Annotated in this window: 14 protein-coding genes; 7 read left to right on the forward strand and 7 right to left on the reverse strand. The window is 62.7% G+C overall.

The window, feature by feature from the left end:
* Positions 1-187: 187 nt before the first annotated feature.
* The 4 genes from msrA to NKI67_RS29665 all read right to left on the reverse strand — a co-directional run bounded on the left by msrA (position 188) and on the right by NKI67_RS29665 (position 3,394).
* Complete coding sequence (gene msrA, locus NKI67_RS29650; RefSeq protein ID WP_023679025.1) at positions 188-916, reverse strand: peptide-methionine (S)-S-oxide reductase MsrA; 729 nt, start codon at positions 914-916, stop codon at positions 188-190.
* Positions 917-991: 75 nt separating this feature from the next.
* Complete coding sequence (locus tag NKI67_RS29655) at positions 992-1,327, reverse strand: hypothetical protein (protein WP_023679026.1); 336 nt, start codon at positions 1,325-1,327, stop codon at positions 992-994.
* Between the two features lie 78 nt (positions 1,328-1,405).
* Positions 1,406-2,116, reverse strand: coding sequence for a DUF1223 domain-containing protein (locus tag NKI67_RS29660; protein ID WP_023679027.1), 711 nt, complete (start codon positions 2,114-2,116; stop codon positions 1,406-1,408).
* A gap of 213 nt (positions 2,117-2,329) precedes the next feature.
* Positions 2,330-3,394 carry a TadE/TadG family type IV pilus assembly protein gene (locus NKI67_RS29665; protein ID WP_023679028.1) on the reverse strand — a complete coding sequence of 355 codons (1,065 nt, stop codon included), beginning with the start codon at positions 3,392-3,394 and terminating at the stop codon, positions 2,330-2,332.
* A 158-nt stretch (positions 3,395-3,552) separates the two neighbouring features.
* Between NKI67_RS29665 and lepA the strand changes: the two genes are divergently transcribed.
* The 7 genes from lepA (at position 3,553) to NKI67_RS29700 (ending at position 15,599) form a co-directional block, all read left to right on the forward strand.
* Positions 3,553-5,358: a translation elongation factor 4 gene (lepA, locus tag NKI67_RS29670; RefSeq protein ID WP_352648348.1), complete on the forward strand. Its 1,806-nt coding sequence runs from the start codon at positions 3,553-3,555 to the stop codon at positions 5,356-5,358.
* A gap of 653 nt (positions 5,359-6,011) precedes the next feature.
* The gene (locus NKI67_RS29675) at positions 6,012-8,450 is read left to right on the forward strand and encodes an NACHT domain-containing protein (protein ID WP_352648350.1); all 2,439 of its coding nucleotides are present in this window, start codon (positions 6,012-6,014) and stop codon (positions 8,448-8,450) included.
* Between the two features lie 126 nt (positions 8,451-8,576).
* The gene (locus tag NKI67_RS29680; RefSeq protein ID WP_023679030.1) at positions 8,577-9,089 is read left to right on the forward strand and encodes a hypothetical protein; all 513 of its coding nucleotides are present in this window, start codon (positions 8,577-8,579) and stop codon (positions 9,087-9,089) included.
* A gap of 267 nt (positions 9,090-9,356) precedes the next feature.
* Positions 9,357-9,728 (forward strand): hypothetical protein, encoded by a 372-nt coding sequence (locus tag NKI67_RS29685; RefSeq protein WP_023679031.1) that lies wholly within the window; start codon positions 9,357-9,359, stop codon positions 9,726-9,728.
* A gap of 547 nt (positions 9,729-10,275) precedes the next feature.
* On the forward strand, positions 10,276-10,899 hold the full coding sequence (locus NKI67_RS29690; protein WP_023679032.1) for a CDGSH iron-sulfur domain-containing protein: 624 nt from the start codon (positions 10,276-10,278) through the stop codon (positions 10,897-10,899).
* 244 nt (positions 10,900-11,143) lie between these two features.
* Positions 11,144-13,171: a hydantoinase/oxoprolinase N-terminal domain-containing protein gene (locus NKI67_RS29695; protein WP_352648352.1), complete on the forward strand. Its 2,028-nt coding sequence runs from the start codon at positions 11,144-11,146 to the stop codon at positions 13,169-13,171.
* A gap of 256 nt (positions 13,172-13,427) precedes the next feature.
* The gene (locus tag NKI67_RS29700; RefSeq protein ID WP_023679868.1) at positions 13,428-15,599 is read left to right on the forward strand and encodes a malate synthase G; all 2,172 of its coding nucleotides are present in this window, start codon (positions 13,428-13,430) and stop codon (positions 15,597-15,599) included.
* 251 nt (positions 15,600-15,850) lie between these two features.
* On the opposite strand, the gene NKI67_RS29705 is transcribed toward NKI67_RS29700, so the two are convergent.
* The 3 genes from NKI67_RS29705 to NKI67_RS29715 form a co-directional block, all read right to left on the reverse strand.
* Positions 15,851-17,380 carry a YifB family Mg chelatase-like AAA ATPase gene (locus NKI67_RS29705; protein WP_023679867.1) on the reverse strand — a complete coding sequence of 510 codons (1,530 nt, stop codon included), beginning with the start codon at positions 17,378-17,380 and terminating at the stop codon, positions 15,851-15,853.
* Between the two features lie 168 nt (positions 17,381-17,548).
* Positions 17,549-18,490 (reverse strand): glutathione synthase, encoded by a 942-nt coding sequence (gene gshB / locus NKI67_RS29710; RefSeq protein WP_352648354.1) that lies wholly within the window; start codon positions 18,488-18,490, stop codon positions 17,549-17,551.
* A 218-nt stretch (positions 18,491-18,708) separates the two neighbouring features.
* A complete protein-coding gene (locus NKI67_RS29715) occupies positions 18,709-19,083 on the reverse strand; it encodes a GtrA family protein (RefSeq protein ID WP_023679865.1) in 375 nt (124 codons plus the stop codon).
* Positions 19,084-19,089 lie beyond the last annotated feature (6 nt).

The raw sequence follows: 19,089 nt of genomic DNA on the forward strand, positions 1-19,089 counted from the left end.
CGCTCCCCCTCCGCCCCCCTTCCGACCGCTCCCCCCCCCCCCCCCCCCCCGCCCCCCGCCGCGGGCGGAGTGCCAACTTCGTCTTCCCTCGATATGCCGGACCGCGTCGCGCCAACCGAACCGGCCCCCTCTGGCCTGCCGGCCATCTCCCCCTCAAGGGGGAGATCAGCAGGCCCCCCGCAAAAGCTCAGCTCTTGTTGGCGGCCAGCACCAGCACCGGCTTTTCGCTGTAAAGATTGGGGAACAGCCGCTTCAGGTTCTCGACCTTGGGCAAATCGTTGTAGACGATATAGGGATAGGTCGGGTTGAGCGTCAGAAAGTCCTGGTGATAGTCCTCGGCCGGATAGAAGGCCTTGCCGGTCTCCAGCGTCGTCACGATCGGCTTGGGAAACACCTTGGCCTTGTCGAGCTGGGCGATGTAGCCTTCGGCGATCTTTTTCTGTGCGTCGTTTTCGGCAAAGATCGTCGAACGGTACTGGGTGCCGCTGTCCGGGCCCTGGTAGTTCAGTTGCGTCGGGTTGTGCGCCACCGAGAAATACACCTGCAGCAGCTGGCCGTAGGTCACCTTGGACGGCTCGTAGGTGATCTCGACGGATTCGGCATGGCCCGTCCGGCTGGTGCCGACCATTTCATAGACGGCCGTGTCCTTGTCGCCGCCGGCATAGCCGGAAACGGCGCTGGTGACGCCCTTGACGTGCTGGAACACGCCTTGCACGCCCCAGAAGCAGCCGCCGGCAAAGACCGCCTTTTCGGTGCCGGCGGTGGCCTTCTCGTCCATTGCCGGCGGCGGGATCACCACCGCGTCTTCGGCCGAAACTGCCGGCGTCTGCCAGAATACGGCCGCGGCGGCCGTGAGGATGAGCGCGGCAAGTGCTGCTTTTGCGAAAATCGACGATCGTTTCACGGCTCCGGTCATGTCTGATCTCCCATGATGCTGGTGGATTATACGACGGATAGGTCCGCCGGGCTCTCACATTGCTGTGCGCATCGCCTATTTGGCCGGAGCCATGGCATCGCAGGCCTTGGTCGCTTCGGCTTTCTTCATGGCGTCCGTCTCGGCGGCGGCCTTGTTCATGCAGTCGGCCTTCATCGGATCGCCCGGCTTCATCGCAGTCGGGGCCATCGCGTCAGCCGCCATGGCGCCGGCCGGCTTCATTGCGTCCGTTGCCGGCTTCATGGCGCCCGTTGCCGGCTTCATGGCGTTTGTCGCCATCGCCGGCTTCATCGCATCTTCGGCCCGCGCCGCGCCTCCTGCGAACAGCGCCGTCGAGCAAAGTGCGAAGGCGAGTGCCGCCAGGGTCGGGCGATTGGTCAAACGATTGGTCATGATGATCTCCTTGGGTTTGGCAGGGGTTGACGGCATGCGGCGGCGCCGCTGCGCGTTATGAAAATTTCGGCAGGGTTTCTAGTTCGTAGCGGCAGCAAGGATCGGCCCGCCGCCCGGCACCTGCACCAGCACCGCTGTGCTGAGGCCGCCCGTCGCCGCCGGCAGTGGCAGCGCGGTGGCGTCGCCGGTCCAACTGCCCAGCCTGGTCAGAGAATGCACGACATTGGCGTGCGGCAGCGTGCGGCCGGTGTTTTCGCCGCGCGCCACCGGCACCTCGACGACGCCCTTGCCGTAACGCACCAGCCAGACGTCGGCCTTGCCGCCGGGCACCGGACCGGCGCCGATGCTGACCTTTCCGCCGGCGAGCGACAGCGAAGGTCCGTCACCGCGGCCGCCGCTCGAAATCAGCTGCTCGATCTCGCCCGGCCTGGCGCCGACGGCATCGGCCCTGCCGTTGACCACCACTTGCGGCGTGAACGGGCCGGAACGGCCGAGCGACGGTTCATAGCGGACCTGGCGCTGCGTGAATTCTTCTTTGCCGAATGTGTCCTTCCAGCCGAGATAGTCCCAGTAGGTGACGTTGAAGGACAGCGCCAGCACGCCGGGCCGGTCCTTGACCTTGATCAGATTGGCGTTGGCCGGCGGACAGGACGAGCAGCCCTGGCTGGTGAACAGCTCTACGACGGTCAGCGTCTGGCCGGCGGCCGCGCTGGTTGCCGACAGCACAGTCGCGGAAAACAGTGCCGCGGCGAGCCCCATCAGGGCTGTGCTTCGTTCCGATCCGGTCATCGCCGTTCTCCTGTGCGGTTCCATGTCCACACTTCGCCGCCGACACACGGTTCGTTACAGCATCACCGCTTCGTGATCGTTCGCAGCTCTCCCACAGGGAGCGAAGGGAAGACGGTCGCTCGCAACCAACACGCCACCCGGTGTGACCGGGCGGCGGTGTGATGGACGGGCAGCCTAAGCGGGCGACATGCCCTCGCACTCAGCTGCGGCGGCCTATTGTGTCAACAGCGTTTCCGATGCCCGCTGATTGAAGGCGCACTTGCCGGTTACTGTGTAGAAAAAGTCGGCGTTGGAATCGGTGATGGTCGGAGATGTCGGCACCGACGATCCCCCGTCTTCCCACGCTTGTGTGCTGGTCTGGCCGCACGGCACCAGCGTAAAGATATCGACCGTTTGGCCACTGGCGATCTCGACGCCGTTCGCGTAGAGGCGGTTCGATGTTGCCGGATCGTTCGATTTGAGCACCGTTGGATTGCCTGACGGGACATCCATCTGCAGATATAGCTGGTCCATCTGGCTGACGTCGATCACCGCGCCGGCACCGGTCGCGGGATACATTGTGTTGACACAGGTGGTCGCGTATTTCCTGCCGTATGAGTCGGTCTGGACGATCGTGGTGCTAGGCAAGCCGTAGAAGCTGAGCACCGTCGTGGTCGTACACACCTGCTGCTGGACCATAGTGATCGTCGCTCCGTTGATCGTGGAGACGGTCGCCGTGCCATAGCCTTTCGGATCGCCATAACCGTTGTATGTGTAGGTGATCTTCATCAGCTTGTTGGCCACCGTGTCCCCGAATTTGGTGCCGTAGAGCGTCATTGTCTTGCCCCACCAGCCCGAGATCTTGGTCACCTTGAACGTGGCTTGCACCAATGCCGGCCGCTTTGTCACTGCCGACGCAACGCCGACCTGCACCGTGTTGATCCTGGCGATCTGCATGAAATTCGTCGGCATGGCAAAGCCGGCCGAAGCCTTGATGCTGGCGGCGCCGTCGGTGGCGACGACGAAGCTGTCGAGCTTGGCCGTGCCTTGCCCGCCATTGGCCAGGTATGCCTCCTGCAGTTTTACCTGGCGGTCCGCCAGTGAGGTGTCCGTCGCAAGCGTCGTGATCGACAGCGACGCTGCATCGAGGGCGTTCTGCATCGATGCCCTGGTTGAAACCGCAGAGGTATAGTCGATGGAAAAACCCAATGCGGCAACCATCGGGATAAGCAAGATGGCGAGCAATGGCGCGAACGAGCCGCTCACCGATTTGAGAAATTTGCGTGCTGACAACGGCATTCCGATCCCCCCGAAACGGCGACGGCCGGTGGGCTACCACGCCGGGCGCGAACTATGCTCTAATCTCATGGATCAAAGTTTAACGACTTTACCGCCCCGCCGCCGCACCCGCGCCCCGCCGCTTGCCGATGTAGCGTGCCCCTGCTAAAGCGCGCCGCATGACCACGCCGATCAAAAACATCCGCAACTTCTCCATCGTTGCCCATATCGACCATGGCAAATCCACGCTTGCCGACCGGCTGATCCAGTCGACCGGCGGGCTGGAGCTGCGCGACATGAAGGAGCAGGTGCTGGACTCGATGGACATCGAGCGCGAGCGCGGCATCACCATCAAGGCGCAGACGGTGCGGCTGAAGTACCACGCCAACAATGGCCAGGATTATATCCTCAACCTGATCGACACGCCCGGCCATGTCGACTTCGCCTATGAAGTGTCGCGCTCGCTCGCTGCCTGCGAAGGTTCGCTGCTGGTCGTCGACGCCTCGCAAGGCGTCGAGGCGCAGACGCTGGCCAATGTCTACCAGGCGATCGACAACAACCACGAGATCGTCGTGGTGCTGAACAAGGTCGACCTGCCCGCCGCCGAGCCCGAGCGCATCCGCGAACAGGTCGAGGAGGTGATCGGCATCGACGCCTCCAACGCCGTACTGATCTCGGCCAAGACCGGGCTAGGCATTCCCGACGTGCTGGAAGCGATCGTCAACGATCTGCCGCCGCCGCGCGAGGGCGACATCACGGCCCCGCTGAAGGCGATGCTGGTCGACAGCTGGTACGACGCCTATCTCGGCGTCATCGTGCTGGTCCGCATCATCGACGGCGTGCTGAAGAAGGGCCAGACCATCCGCATGATGGGCACTGGCGCCAGGTACCTGGTCGAGCGCACCGGCGTCTTTACGCCCGCCCGCATCAATGTCGACGAGCTCGGCCCCGGCGAGTTCGGCTTCTTCACCGGCTCGATCAAGGAAGTCGCCGACACTCGCGTCGGTGACACCATCACCGAGGACAAGCGCCCGACGGCACAGGCCCTGCCCGGCTTCAAGCCGGCGCAGCCGGTGGTGTTCTGCGGCCTGTTCCCGGTCGACGCCGCCGATTTCGAGGATCTGCGCGCCGCCGTCGGCAAGCTGCGCCTCAACGACGCCTCCTTCTCCTTTGAAATGGAAACCAGTGCCGCCCTTGGCTTCGGCTATCGCTGCGGCTTCCTTGGCCTGCTGCATCTCGAAATCATCCAGGAGCGGCTGGAGCGCGAATTCAATCTCGATCTCATCGCCACCGCGCCTAGCGTCGTCTACCGCCTGCTGTTGAACGACGGCACGGTCAAGGAACTGCACAACCCGGCCGACATGCCCGACGTGGTCAAGATTTCGGCCATCGATGAGCCGTGGATCCGCGCCACCATCCTCACCCCGGACGACTATCTCGGCGGCATCCTGAAACTCTGCCAGGACCGGCGCGGCATCCAGGCCGACCTGTCCTATGTCGGCAAGCGCGCCATGCTGATCTACGACCTGCCGCTCAACGAAGTCGTCTTCGACTTCTACGACCGGCTGAAGTCGATCTCCAAGGGCTACGCCTCCTTCGACTATCACCTGACCGACTATCGCGAGGGCGACCTGGTCAAAATGTCGATCCTGGTCAATGAGGAGCCGGTCGACGCGCTATCGATGCTGGTCCACCGCACGGCGGCGGAAAAGCGCGGCCGCCAGATGTGCGAGAAGCTGAAGGAGTTGATCCCGCATCATCTGTTCAAGATCCCGATCCAGGCGGCGATCGGCGGCAAGGTCATCGCCCGCGAGACCATCTCGGCGCTGCGCAAGGACGTCACCGCCAAATGCTACGGCGGCGACGTATCACGCAAGCGCAAGCTGCTCGACAAGCAGAAAGAGGGCAAGAAGCGGATGCGCCAGTTCGGCAAGGTGGACATCCCGCAGGAGGCGTTTATCCAGGCCTTGAAGATGGGGGATTGAGAAGCCGGTTGGCGCGCACAGCGCCAAGCCATCGATCCAGTGAATCGATGGCAGGCTTCGAAAGCGGGGGAGCTGCCGGAGGCAGCGGGCCCCCCGCCAGCGCGACGCTGAAGCGGCAGGGTGGAGATGGGGCGCAAGCGCCATCAGGGCTGCCAGCAGGACTCTTTGGGTAGTTGTTCAGTCTGCGTCCGCCAAATATCCGCAGTTGAGAATATTTTGCGGATCGTTGTGTATACGACCGCCAATCCTCCACTCTTGCTATTTGCCGGAAACAACAATAAGGTAACGGCTTGGGGGCTTTCAAATGATAGCAAAGTTGTTTGACAACGCTTTGTCGCTATTCTTAGGGATTTCTTTTCTTTGCTCAGTTATTTACATAGCATACCTGAGATATAGAATGACCGCGTCTAAGGCGCGCTTTGCCTTTTTTGTGGTCTTTTCGATTATTACGTGTCTTGCGACTTTGCTTAATTTCTTGTCTGGTTCCTTTTTCTTTGAAATTGCCTCACTTGCTCTGTCAGTAATTAACGATCTAGCGGGTCGTGAGATTGTAAGAGATCTCCCGCCAGGACCCCCCCTCAATCTATGGCCTTCTTGGTTCAGGCTTAGCATTCGTTGCGATGATGGCTATCTGGCGCTTTGGAGACAGAGCGATGGTCAATTGGGACGCAAAGCCGACTATTACGGTCAGCGAACTAGCGAAACAAAATCGGGACAATAATCTTTTTTCTCTGGCTTTGGCAGAAGCCGCCCGAATTGCAAAGGGGCAGCCTGATCTAATAGCGAGCGATGCCGCAATTAATTGGAAACAACGAATCGCCGAGGCGCCAGCTCCACCAAAATGGAACGATTTGGCAAGGAGTCTTCTGTGCGGTGCATTTTCGGAGATCATCATTGAAAGCGGCGGATGGCGGGGTAGGATTTCTGCCTGGCTGGGGTTCATGTATCTAGCCGCAAATAACGATAAGCAGAATGTAATAGTATTAGTATTCAGCGGTGAATTTAATCGCGCCGAAATAGTAAGTAGGCTTGATGCAGTTGGCTATGAAAAATACGAACTAGGTGCGGTTCGCATTTTTGCCATTTTCGATACAAAGAACGACCTTCATAAAAATGTGTTTGTAAAAGGGAGGAAAATAGAGGTCTGGGGACGGTCCTCGTTACTACGAAAGGGATTGAATTTTGATTCGTATGCTAGGGAATTAATTCACCGCTTTGACCACGAAACCTTAGGCGGGACGCAGTCAACGCTCTCGGACACCTACGTGGGTACTCACGTATTGCGCGACAGACATTCACATCAGCGGTACGATCTTGCCGCGGTGTATGAAGCGTGGATTCGAGAGAACTCGCGCAGGCATTTGGCAATTGTCGGTGAGTACGGACAAGGAAAGAGCACGGCAATGTTGGCCTTGTGTGTGGAGTGGGCACGCGCCTACCTCAAGAGGAAAGCATCTTCGGGGCCGGTTCCGTTGCTAATGGAACTGAGAAGTCAGAGCCCGGCAGAAACGGACCCTGCATCTTTTTTGGCGCCGTGGGCAATTCGGTTTGGGCTGGACGCCCGTCGGATCTACAATCTGATCCAGGCTGGGGAGGCTGTCTTAATTTTTGAAGGGTTTGACGAACTCCGGAATGCAGGGCGGGCCTTTGATCGGCATGAGCACTTCAATGCGCTTTGGCGACTAGCTTATCCGGGTACAAAACTCGTTTTTACCGGGAGGCCAAATTTCTTCATAGATGAAGCTGAGAAGAATAGAACGCTTCGAGTCGATGGCTCGAAAGGAGCTGCAGGTAATGCCTATACAGATCTCTGGGAAATAGACCGCCTTACGCCGGGCGAAGTGATGAAAGCTCTTTCTGGATTTGACATTGAGCTAGCGACGTCCGTCATAGCCGCAGCAAATCAATATAGAAACTTTCGCGACATTGTTTCTAGGCCATCAATGCTACCTGTGGTGGCAACAATCTGGCCCGAAATCGAACACCTGCAAAAACAAGGACAGCAGTTAACGGACGCGGTTCTCATTCAGCGCTATCTTGACGCCGCCTATCAACGAAAAGAGACGGAAATCGAAAATTATCAACGCACGACGGGTGCACCAATAGGAGCAACGTATCTGATGCTGCGGCGGGAATTGCGAGAAACTTTCACAAGGCTGCTTGTCTGGGACATGGTCGCTCGCGATACAAGGAACACGATAACGCGGGCCCGTTTGGATAAGGTGGTGTTCGATAGCTACAAGAAAGTATTCAATATCTTTCAGACTTCAGGCTCAAGTGTCGATACTGTAGAAGCAATTCGGCGCCTTGAGGCTAAGTATGCGGATCATAGTCCGCAGGAGTTATCGGAGATGATTGCCAACGAGGTAGCGAGCGCTGGGCTATTCGTCAGCGATCCTGCAGGCGGAGTAAGCAACTTGATGCTTCCGCACAAGCAATACTATGAATATATCATTGCTGAGTCGGCTTTTGCGGCTACGAAGAAGTCGAGCACAACAAGATTGCTTCTTATTGAGAATGAAAAGAACGACACGGTAATTGCTCGTTTTATTTTGAAAGAGCCGAACTCGGCTGCGTACTTTTCAGCGGTTTGTGGCGAAGATTTTACTTGGTTCAAGGATGTGCCGGTTAGAGTGGTTCTATTGCTAGAGATTGCAACCATAAACCTCCTTTTGTCTATGCGGAGAATCTCCGAATTTCTCGGCAGAAATGTACGAAGGCCATCCAGTGAGGACAAGGATACTATAGAGGCCGTTCTTGACGACGTAGCGTCGTTTTTTCGACGGGTATCCACAGGCAAGTTTTTCGTGATCGGCTCTGTTTTTAGTATGGCCATCGGCGTCCTGATCGGTTTCGTCACTTTGCCAACGTCTGAACCTGACAAGTTGATCCGCGCCGGCCTGCTGGCACTTGGCCTTAGTTCTGGGGCCGCTTTATCTTCATGGTTTCTCGCTCCGGCGATCCCAAAAGCAAGGCTGCTCGAACTCGTCGCTGGACATAGGGCATTTCAGAGGGGCGAGAGGCGGTCTCGGTCGGAGACTATATCGCGCCGGCTAAGAACCCTGCACGAAGCACTAGGGAGAATCCGCTAGATAAAGCCAATCGTGAGCTGACTGGCCTCGGCTGTCTCGTCCCCGTCCTCCTGGCGTTCCCCTCGACGTGCGCTTTGAGGACGCCCCACGCTGACGTATCCTCTTCGCGGCGTGAGGAGATATCAAATGCGTTCCACTTTGGACATCGTCGCTGCAATCGGCCTCGCCATCGGTGGCGCCTTCGGCCTCGCCGGCACCTTCGTGGCGAGCGCCCCGCTCCGCGAAACGCTCTGGACGATCGACGGCGTGGCGCTCGTGGTGGCGACCGCGCTGCTGACGATGAAATATCAGCGCCAGGGCAATGACTGGGTGGCGGCCGGATTTCTGACCTTTCTCGCCGGCGAGAGCCTGCTGCTGGCCGGCAATGCGGCCGGGCTTGAGGCCAGCGTACCCTCCTATGTCGGCGGTATCTCGCTTTGGGCGGCGGCGCTGGTCATGGTCAGTGCGCCGAAAACCTTCGCGCTGTGGATGCGGCTTACCGCTGTCGTGGCCGCCTTGCTGTTTGTTGCGTCGGCGGGCCTGATCCTGTGGGGTACGCCTCTGCTGCCGACCTCGGAGCCGCTGCCCGCTGCCGGATATCCCTTCCTGGTGCTCACATTCATCGGCTGGATCTGGACGCTGCTGAAGCCTGGCCGTTGAGCCCGGTCGAACCGCCCCCGCTCCGGCCTCTCCCCCACTTTGTGGGGGCGAGGAACCCAGGTCTTGTGAGGCTTCGGCGATTGGCATTTCCTTGCCCCACGAAGTGGGGAGAGGTGGTTTGCGAAGCAAACCGGAGAGGGGTCTTCCTTGGCAACGCTGCGCTTTCGCGATGTGCAAATGGCGCACCCCCTTCCACCCATCCCGCCGCCATGCCATGTTCCCCCTCGCGGTCGGGCAGGCCGCTTCATTCCGGGGGAAATTGCAATGTTGTCCTATGCTTTCGCGCGCCGCGCCGTCGCGGCGCTTTGCCTTGCCGCACTGTTTGCGCCCGTCGCGCATGCCGGCGATGTCACTTTCGAGATCAAGAACAGCCATCCCAACGCCATGCGCGTCGAGCTCTACAGCCAGGACCGCGATCATGTCTGGCCGGGCAACAATCAGGATTACTATCTCAACGACGGCGAGACCAAGGCGATCCCGCTGTCCTGCAGTGACGGCGAATCGATCTGCTACGGCGCCTGGGTCGATGGCGACGAGAATACCTATTGGGGCGTCGGCCCCGGCAATACGGAAAAGTGCGACGATTGCTGCTACACCTGCAGTGGCGGCGAGACCGAGGAAATCGATCTGGTTCCGTGAGTTGCCCGTCTCCCTCTTGTTGGGGCAATCGCGTATAGGCAAGTGCCCCCTCACCCGGATTGCCAACCGAATTGCGAAGGGCAATTCGGGGCGATCCGACCTCTCCCCGAGGGGAGAGGAGGTCGCCTGCGCTGCGCCAGGCTCTTCTCCCCGGCGGGAAGAAGGTGGCCGCCCACGAGTCTTGCCTCCGCAAGCCCGAGGGCAGGCTCCGCGGCCGGGGGACTTCATAGGCGATTGCTCCATCCTTGTGGGGGAGAAGCCAGCGCAAAGCGGGCAGGGGCGTCCCGCCAACGTCGGCCGGCAACGCCGGAATTCAAAGCTGAAACAAAAAACCCGCCTCGGCAGGCGGGTCGTTGGAGCCAATTGGCACCATACGCAAATTAGTAGCATAGCTGCCGGCACAAAGCAAGAACAAAATGTGGTGCTGCGAGCAAAAAATGGGAATTCCCTTACCGCCGCGCCCGAGGTCGGCCCTCACGAGGGGGAGAATGCTGCCTTGACGTCGTCCTGACTGTCGCCATAGCGTAGTCCGACAGGAGACCCACCCATGGCAGTGGTCGAAGGCGAGAAGATCGACATCGGCTTTTCGGGAAAACGTTGCATCCATTCGCGCAACTGCGTGCTGGGCGATCCGCATGTCTTCGTGCCCAACGCGCCCGGCCAGTGGATCCACCCGGAGGCGGCCAGCGTCGAGAAGATCGTGGCGCTCGCCGAAGCCTGCCCGTCCGGCGCCATCACCTATGTCCGCAAGGATGGCGGGCCGCAGGAAAGGCCGCCGGCGGTCAACATTGTGCGCATAAGGGAAAACGGTCCGCTGGCGGTCCATGCCGAGATCGTCTTGGGCGGCGAAACGTTTTACCGCGCCACGCTCTGCCGCTGCGGCGCCTCGGAAAACAAGCCGTTCTGCGATGGTAGCCACACCAAATCGGGCTTCACCGCCACCGGCGAGCCGGCGCTGAAGGACACGCCGGCGCTGGAGGTGCGGAATGGCCCGCTGACCGTCACACCGACGACCAACGGCCCGCTCAAGCTCGAAGGCAATGTCGAAATCGTCACCGGCACCGGCCACACGGTCGACCGTACGCAACGCGCCTTCCTCTGCCGCTGCGGCCACTCCGCCAACAAGCCGTTTTGCGATGGCTCGCATAAGCGCGTGGGGTTTGTGGGGTAGCCTAGCGATCTCCCCCCTTGAGGGGGAGATGTCGCCGAAGGCGACAGAGGGGGGTCGGTACGTCCTGACGCCAATGCCATCGCGGCCAGAGAATGCCGGGGCTCCACGCGAGACGACCCCCTCTGGCCTGCCGGCCATCTCCCCCTCGAGGGGGGAGATTACGCTGCCTTGGCCCAGCGCTCGTGCCTTTATCGCCCGGCCCGTATCGGCTAAGGGGCGGGGCAGCAATTCTCCGGACCCGCCAATGACCGCCAACATCAAATCGCCACCCCTGTTCCTCGGCATCGACACCGGCGGCACCTATACCGACGCGGTGCTGTGGTCGGAAGCCGGCGGCCCCGGCGGAAAAGTGCTGGCCAAGGCCAAGGCGCTGACGACACGGCACGATCTGGCGGTCGGCATCTCCGGCGCGGTCGATGCGGTGCTCGAAATGGCCGGCACCGACCCGGCAGCGATCAAACTGGTGTCGATGTCGACGACGCTAGCCACCAATGCGCTGGTCGAGGGCCAGGGCGGCCGCGTGGCGCTGGTGATGATCGGCTTTGCCGAGGGCGACCTTGCCCGCGACGGGCTGAAGGCGGCGCTTGGCACCGACCCGGTGGTGTTCTGCCCCGGCGGCCACGATGTCCATGGCAATGCGGCAAAGCTCGATCTGTCCGGGCTGGAGGCAGCTTTGCCGGAACTGGAAAATTCGGTGTCCGGCTTTGCCGTCTGCGCCTATTTCGCCACCCGCAACCCGGCGCATGAGCTAAGCGCGCGGAACCTGATCCGCGACAGGACCGGCCTGCCGGTCACCGCCAGCCACGAACTGTCGGCCAAGCTCGGCGGCCCGCGCCGGGCGCTGACGACATTGCTCAACGCCAGGCTGATCTCGATGATCGACCGGCTGGTCGCGGCAACCGAAGGCTTTTTGGCCGCGCGCAACATCGCCGCCCCGCTGATGGTGGTGCGCGGCGACGGCGCTCTGGTCTCGGCCGCCTTTGCCCGCCAGCGGCCGATCGAGACCATCCTGTCCGGCCCCGCCGCCAGCCTCGTCGGTGCCCGCCACATGACCGGCCTCGACGATGCCGTGGTCTCCGATATCGGCGGCACCACCACCGACGTCGCCGTGCTCGACAAGGGCCGGCCGCGGCTTGATCCGGAAGGCGCCACCGTCGGCGGTTTCCGCACCATGGTCGAGGCCGTCGCCATGCGCACCTTTGGCCTCGGCGGCGATTCCGAAGTGGCGCTGGAGGATGGCGCGCTCAGCCCGAAGATCCTGCTCGGCCCGCGCCGCCTGGTGCCGCTGGCGCTGGCCGGCTTGATGCATGGCGAGGCCGTCACGGCGGAGCTCGAGCGCCAGCTGCGCGCGCCCAATCCCGGCCGCATGGATGGCCGCCTGGCGGTGCGCACCGGCGTGCCGGAGCGGCTGGCGGCCGGACTGACCGGCGCCGAAGCCAAGCTTTACGAGCTGATTGGTGCCGTGCCGCAGGCTCTCGACAGATTGCTGACCTCGAACGCCCAGAACGCCACCTTGAACCGGCTGGTGTCGCGCGGGCTGGTGCATGTCGCCGGCTTCACGCCGTCGGACGCCGCGCATGTGCTGGGCAGGCAGGCCAATTGGGATGCGGCCGCGGCGCGTCTGGGTGCCGAGCTGTTCGCGCGCAGGCGCGACGGCCGCGGCCAGTTCATCGCCGCCTCGCCGGAGGCGATCTCGGAACGGGTGCTGACCGCGCTGACCCGCCTGTCGGCGGAAGTCATCCTCGAGACCGCCTTTGCCGAGGACGGGCTGGATGGCGCGGCGACCGTCGCCCATGCCCTGGTCCAGCGCGCCGTCGACGCGCATCCCGGCATCGCCCGCCTCAGCGTCGCGCTCGACCGTCCGGTCATCGGCCTCGGCGCCTCGGCGCCGCTGCACTATGCCGGCCTGGCCGAGCTGGTCGGCAATCGATGCGTGGTGCCGCAGGATACCGATGTCGCCAACGCGCTCGGCGCCGTCGTCGGCCAGGTCCGGGTATCGGCCGAGGCGCGGGTCAGCCAGCCCAAGGAAGGGCTGTTCCGCGTTGCCTCAGGTGAAAGCGTGCGCGATTTCAACGACGAGGCGGCGGCAATCGCCGCGGCGGAGAAAGATGTGCGGGCGATTGCCGCCGGGCGGGCTAAGGACGCCGGCACCGACAGTGCCGAGATCGAAATCGCCAGCGAGTTCCGCGTCTCCACAGTAGAGGGCCAGCGCATGTTCATCGAGGCGCATGTCGTGGCGGTGGCGTCGGGAAGGCCAAGGATTGCGGTGTGAGCGCGTAATCTCCCCCCTCGAGGGGGAGATGTCGCCGAAGGCGACCGAGGGGGTCGCCGCGCATGAAGCGCGACCCGATTTGGTGCAAAGAAGAGTTGCACTCCACGCGAGGCGACCCCCTCTGGCCTGCCGGCCATCTCCCCCTCAAGGGGGGAGATCGGCAGCGAAAACGCCCTACCTTCACCCTGAGCTGAATTGACCCTGCCACCGTGACATGCCAAAGGCCCGGCCTAGCCTTTCGTCTGGAGAAGCCCTGATGACTGATCGCGTCGAGATCGCCGGATTGCGGATTGCCCGCGAGCTTCATGATTTTGTCGTGAACGAAGCGATGCCGGGCACCGGCATCGAGGCGGAGGCATTCTGGAACGGTTTTTCGGCCATCGTCCATGATCTCTCGCCAAAAAACCGGGCGCTGCTCGAAAAGCGCGATGCCATGCAGGACAAGCTCGACCGCTGGTATCGCGACAATGGCGCGCCCGTCGACATGGAGGCCTACAAGACGTTCCTCCGCGAGATCGGCTATCTCCTGCCCGAGGGGCCGGCGTTCAGCATGACCACCGAAAATGTCGACCCGGAAATCGCTTTGGTTGCCGGGCCGCAGTTGGTGGTGCCGGTGATGAACGCGCGTTATGCACTGAATGCCGCCAATGCGCGCTGGGGTTCGCTGTACGATGCGCTCTACGGAACCGACGCTATCCCGGAGACGGCCGGCGCCGAGCGAGGCAACAAATTCAATCCGGCGCGCGGCGCCAAGGTCGTCGCCTGGGTGAAAAGCTTCTTCGACGAGGCGGTGCCGCTCACGACAGGCAAATGGGCCGGCGTCAACGGGCTTTCGGTCGCCAACGGCATGTTGCGGCTCGGCGAGGGTGCCGGCGCCACCACGCTTGCCGACCTCAGACAGTTTGCCGGCTATCGCGGCGATGCCGCCGACCCCGAAGCCGTGCTGCTCACCAAGAACGGCCTGCACATCGAAATCGTTGTCGACCACAACAACCAGATCGGCCGCACCGATCCGGCCGGCATTGCCGATGTCGTGCTGGAATCGGCGCTGACCACGATCCAGGACTGCGAGGATTCGGTGGCGGCCGTCGATGCCGAGGATAAGGTGCTGGTCTACCGCAACTGGCTCGGCCTGATGAAGGGCGACTTGGCGGAGGAGATCACCAAGGCCGGCAAGAGCTTTGTTCGGAGGCTCAACCCCGACCGCACCTATACCGCGCCCGATGGCGGCACGCTGACCTTGCCCGGCCGCTCGCTGATGCTGGTCAGGAATGTCGGCCACCTCATGACCAATCCGGCGATATCAGACCGCGACGCCAACGAGGTGCCGGAAGGCATTATGGATGCGGCGCTGACGGCGCTGATCGCGCTGCATGACATCGGCGTGAACGGGCGCCGCGCCAATTCTCGCGCCGGCTCGATGTACATCGTAAAGCCCAAGATGCACGGGCCCGACGAAGTCGCCTTCGCCGTCGAGATTTTCGACCGCGTCGAGGCGCTGCTCGGCGTGCCCAAAAACACCATCAAGATGGGCATCATGGACGAGGAGCGGCGCACCACCGTCAACCTCAAGGAGGCGATCCGCGCCGCGAAAGAACGCGTCGTCTTCATCAACACCGGCTTCCTCGATCGCACCGGCGACGAGATCCACACCTCGATGGAAGCCGGCCCGATGATCCGCAAGGGCGACATGAAGCAGGCCGCCTGGATTGCCGCCTACGAAGCCTGGAACGTCGACATCGGGCTGGAATGTGGGTTGGCCGGCCACGCCCAGATCGGCAAGGGCATGTGGGCGATGCCCGACCTGATGGCGGCGATGCTGGCCGAGAAGATCGCCCATCCCAAGGCCGGCGCCAACACCGCCTGGGTGCCGTCGCCGACGGCGGCAACCCTGCACGCCACGCACTACCACAAGGTCGACGTCCATGCCGTGCAGGCGGCACTGAAGAGCCGGCCCAAGGCAAAACTCGACGACATCCTGTCGGTGCCGGTCGCGGTGCGGCCGAACTGGTCTCAGGCGGACATCCAGAAGGAACTCGACAACAACGCGCAAGGCATTCTGGGCTATGTCGTGCGCTGGATCGACCAGGGCGTCGGCTGTTCGAAAGTGCCGGACATAAACGACGTCGGCCTGATGGAGGACCGCGCCACGCTGCGCATCTCCTCGCAGCACATCGCCAACTGGCTGCATCACGGCGTCTGCACGCCCGAGCAGGTCATGGAGACGATGAAACGCATGGCGGCGATCGTCGACCGCCAGAACGAAGGCGATCCGCTCTACCGGCCGATGGCGCCGGATTTCGACAAGTCCATCGCCTTCCTCGCCGCGTGTGATCTGGTCTTCAAGGGCCGCGTCCAGGCCAACGGCTACACCGAGCCAGTGCTGCACGCGCGGCGGCTGGAGCTGAAGGCGCGGGATAACGGCTGAACCGAAAGCACGATGCACGCCGGCCAAGGGTAAGCGCCGGCGTCTCCCTCCCCCTTGAGGGGGGGTGGCCCGAAGGGCCGGGTGGGGTCGCCAATGCAGTGCGCCAACCCAATTCTGACGGTGCGCCTTAGGAGGAGCATCGCAACGCTCCGCACCTCGGTCGGTTTCGAAATGCGACAGGCCGAGCGTCTCACCGGCGACCCCACCCGGCCGCTTCGCGGCCACCTTCCCCTCGAGGGGGAGGGAAAACGCTACGCCGCCTGCGCCATCCGCTCCGAGCTCATGCGGTACGAAATCGCTTCGGCCAGATGAATGCGGCCGACCGTCTCGCTGGCCTCGAGATCGGCCAGGGTCCGCGCCACCTTCAAGACGCGGTGATAGGCGCGCGCGGAAAAGCCGAGCTTTTCGCTGGCATCCCTCAGCAGCGACAGGCCGGCGGCATCGGGCATGGCGATCTCCTCGATGACTGACGGCGAGCAATGGGCGTTGGTGGTGGCGGTCGCGCCGAGCCGCTCGAAGCGCTCGCGCTGGATCGTACGGGCGCGGGCAACACGTAGTGCGACGGCGGCACTTTTCTCCGCCCGGTCCGGCCGGATCAGATCGCTGGCCGAGACCGCCGGCACCTCGATCCTGAGATCGATACGGTCGAGCAGCGGGCCGGAAATGCGCGCCTGGTAGTCGGTGCGGCAGCGGTCGCCGCGCAGGCAGCGATAGCCGGGCTCGCCGGCCATGCCGCAGCGGCACGGGTTCATCGCCGCGACCAGCTGGATACGTGCCGGATAAGTAACGCGATGATTGGCGCGCGCGATCATGCAGTCGCCGGTCTCGAGCGGCTGGCGCAGCGCATCGAGCGCCTGCGGCGAGAATTCGGGAAACTCGTCGAGGAACAGCACGCCGTGATGGGCGAGCGAAGCCTCGCCCGGCCGTACGCGCAACCCGCCGCCGACCATCGCCGCCATCGAGGCCGAATGATGCGGCGCGCGGAACGGCCGCCGGTCGGTGAGTTTTCCTTCGCCGAGTTCGCCGGCCACCGAGGCGATCATCGAGACTTCGAGCAATTCCCTGGGCGCCAGCGGCGGTAGGATCGACGGCAGCCGCTGCGCCAGCATCGACTTTCCCGACCCCGGCGGTCCGACCATCAAAAGATTGTGGCCGCCGGCGGCCGCCACCTCCAGCGCCCGCTTGGCGGTCTCCTGGCCCTTGATGTCGGCAAGGTCGGGCAGGTCGCGCGCCGCGGCATGGATGCCGGCTTCCGGCCGTGACAGAACCTGCGTGCCGCGAAAATGATTGGCGATGGCGATCAGGCTGCGCGGCGCCAATATGTCGAAGTCCTTGCCGGCCCAGGCCGCTTCCGGCCCGCAGGCGAACGGGCAGATCAAGCCCTTGCCTTCGGCGTTGGCACCGATTGCCGCCGGCAGCGCGCCAGCCACCGCGGCGATGGTTCCGTCGAGCGACAATTCGCCAAGCACGACATAGCCGGCCAGCATGTCGCCCGGAATGGCGCCGAGCGCCGCCATCAGCCCGAGGGCGATCGGCAGATCGTAGTGGCTGCCTTCCTTGGGCAGGTCAGCGGGTGCCAGATTGACGGTGACCTTCTTCGACGGCATCGACAGGCCGGATGCATGCAGCGCTGCCTGCACCCGCTCGCGGCTTTCGGCTACAGCCTTGTCGGCCAGCCCGACGATGTGCATGTTGACCTTGCCCGGCGCGATCATCACCTGCACGTCGACCGGCACGGCCTCGATGCCCTGGAAAGCAACCGTGCGAACCCGCGCCACCATGTCTTCACCCCGGATGCAGGCTTTTGCCCCAAGCCTTTGCGATCATGCCGCGAACGGCGTCACCGGAGACAACCACAGATTTCCGGCGAAGGCAAGAACATTTGGGGAACAGCTGAGCGCCACGGCTGCAATGGTCCGGAACGCGGCCGCTTCCAGAAGCAATGTACGCTAGTTGCGCTTCTCCTCGACGGCATCCCAAAATAGGCTGGCGATGTCGGCGCCGCCGAAGCGCTGCACTTCGCGTATGCCGGTCGGTGAGGTCACGTTGATCTCGGTCATGTAGTCGCCGATGACGTCGATGCCGACAAGGATGAAGCCGCGCTCCTTCAGCGCGGGGCCGATGCGGGCACAGATCTCGCGTTCGCGCGCCGTCAGCTCGGTCTTTTCGGCGCGGCCGCCGACATGCATGTTGGAGCGGGAATCATGCTCGGCCGGTACCCGGTTGATGGCGCCGACAGGCTCGCCGTCAACCAGGATGATGCGCTTGTCGCCAGCCCGCACCTCCTTGAGGTAGCGCTGCACGATGTAGGGTTCGCGGAACAACTGGTCGAACATTTCGAGCAGCGAGGCGAGGTTGCGGTCGGCCTCGTGCAGGTGGAAGATGCCGGCGCCGCCATTGCCGTAGAGCGGTTTGACGATGATATCGCCGAACTCCTTGCGGAAGGCTGCGACCTCGAGAGGGTCCTTGGTGATCAGCGTGTCCGGCATCAGGTCGGGAAATTCGGTGACGAAGATCTTTTCCGGGCTGTTGCGCACCCAGGCCGGGTCGTTGACCACCAGCGTCTTCGGATGGATGCGCTCGAGAATATGCGTGGTGGTGATGTAGTTCATGTCGAAGGGCGGATCCTGCCGCAAAAGGATGACGTCCATCTCCGAAAGATCGGTGCGGACTTCTTCGCCCAGCGAATAATGATTGCCCTTCTCGTCGCGGACCTGCATCGCCTCGATACTGGCAAACACCTTGCCGTCGCGCAGCGACAGCCGGTCGGGCGTGTAGTGGAACAATTGGTGGCCGCGCCGCTGCGCCTCCAGCGACAGTGCAAACGACGTGTCGCCGGCTACCGACACGGTGGAGATGTGGTCCATCTGGACGGCGACTTTCAGGGGCATGGCAGCTCTCCGGCGCACTTGGAGCGATCCACTTGGACGCACAAAGTACGCTCCAACATTTCTTGAATCCATGCATCGTGCTTTCCGAAAATCGATTCCGATTTTTCGGGCCGATGCATCGACGACAGCGATATAAGGAAATCGGCGGCCTCTGCCAATCGGCCAAGGTCATGATGAGGCTGCGCTTCGCTTGGCGCAGATCCCAACGCGATGTGCCTTCAGCGGTCGAACACCAGCTTGGAATAGCCGAGGAAGGACAGCGCCATGGCGACCAGCGAGGCGACCGCAAGGGCTATGAGCGGCGACACCATCGGCAGTGCGAACAACATGACGCAATAGACGAGATAATTGACGACGCTGGTGGCAATGCCGACGCCGCCGTAGCGGGCGCCCTCATGCGCGATGCCCCGGCTGGAAGGCGAGAAGGTCAGGTGGCGGTTGATCAGCCAGGTGGCGGACAGCGCAAAACCGATCGAAATGATGCGGGCTGCCAAGGGGCCAAGCGGCGTTGCCGCCAGCACCAGCCAAAGCGCACCCGCGTCGGCGACGAAGCCGATGCCGCCGGCGACAATGAAGCGGGCGAGGCGTCCCATCTAGGC

The sequence above is a fragment of the Mesorhizobium sp. M0408 genome (assembly GCF_040321495.1).
Lineage (GTDB): Bacteria > Pseudomonadota > Alphaproteobacteria > Rhizobiales > Rhizobiaceae > Mesorhizobium.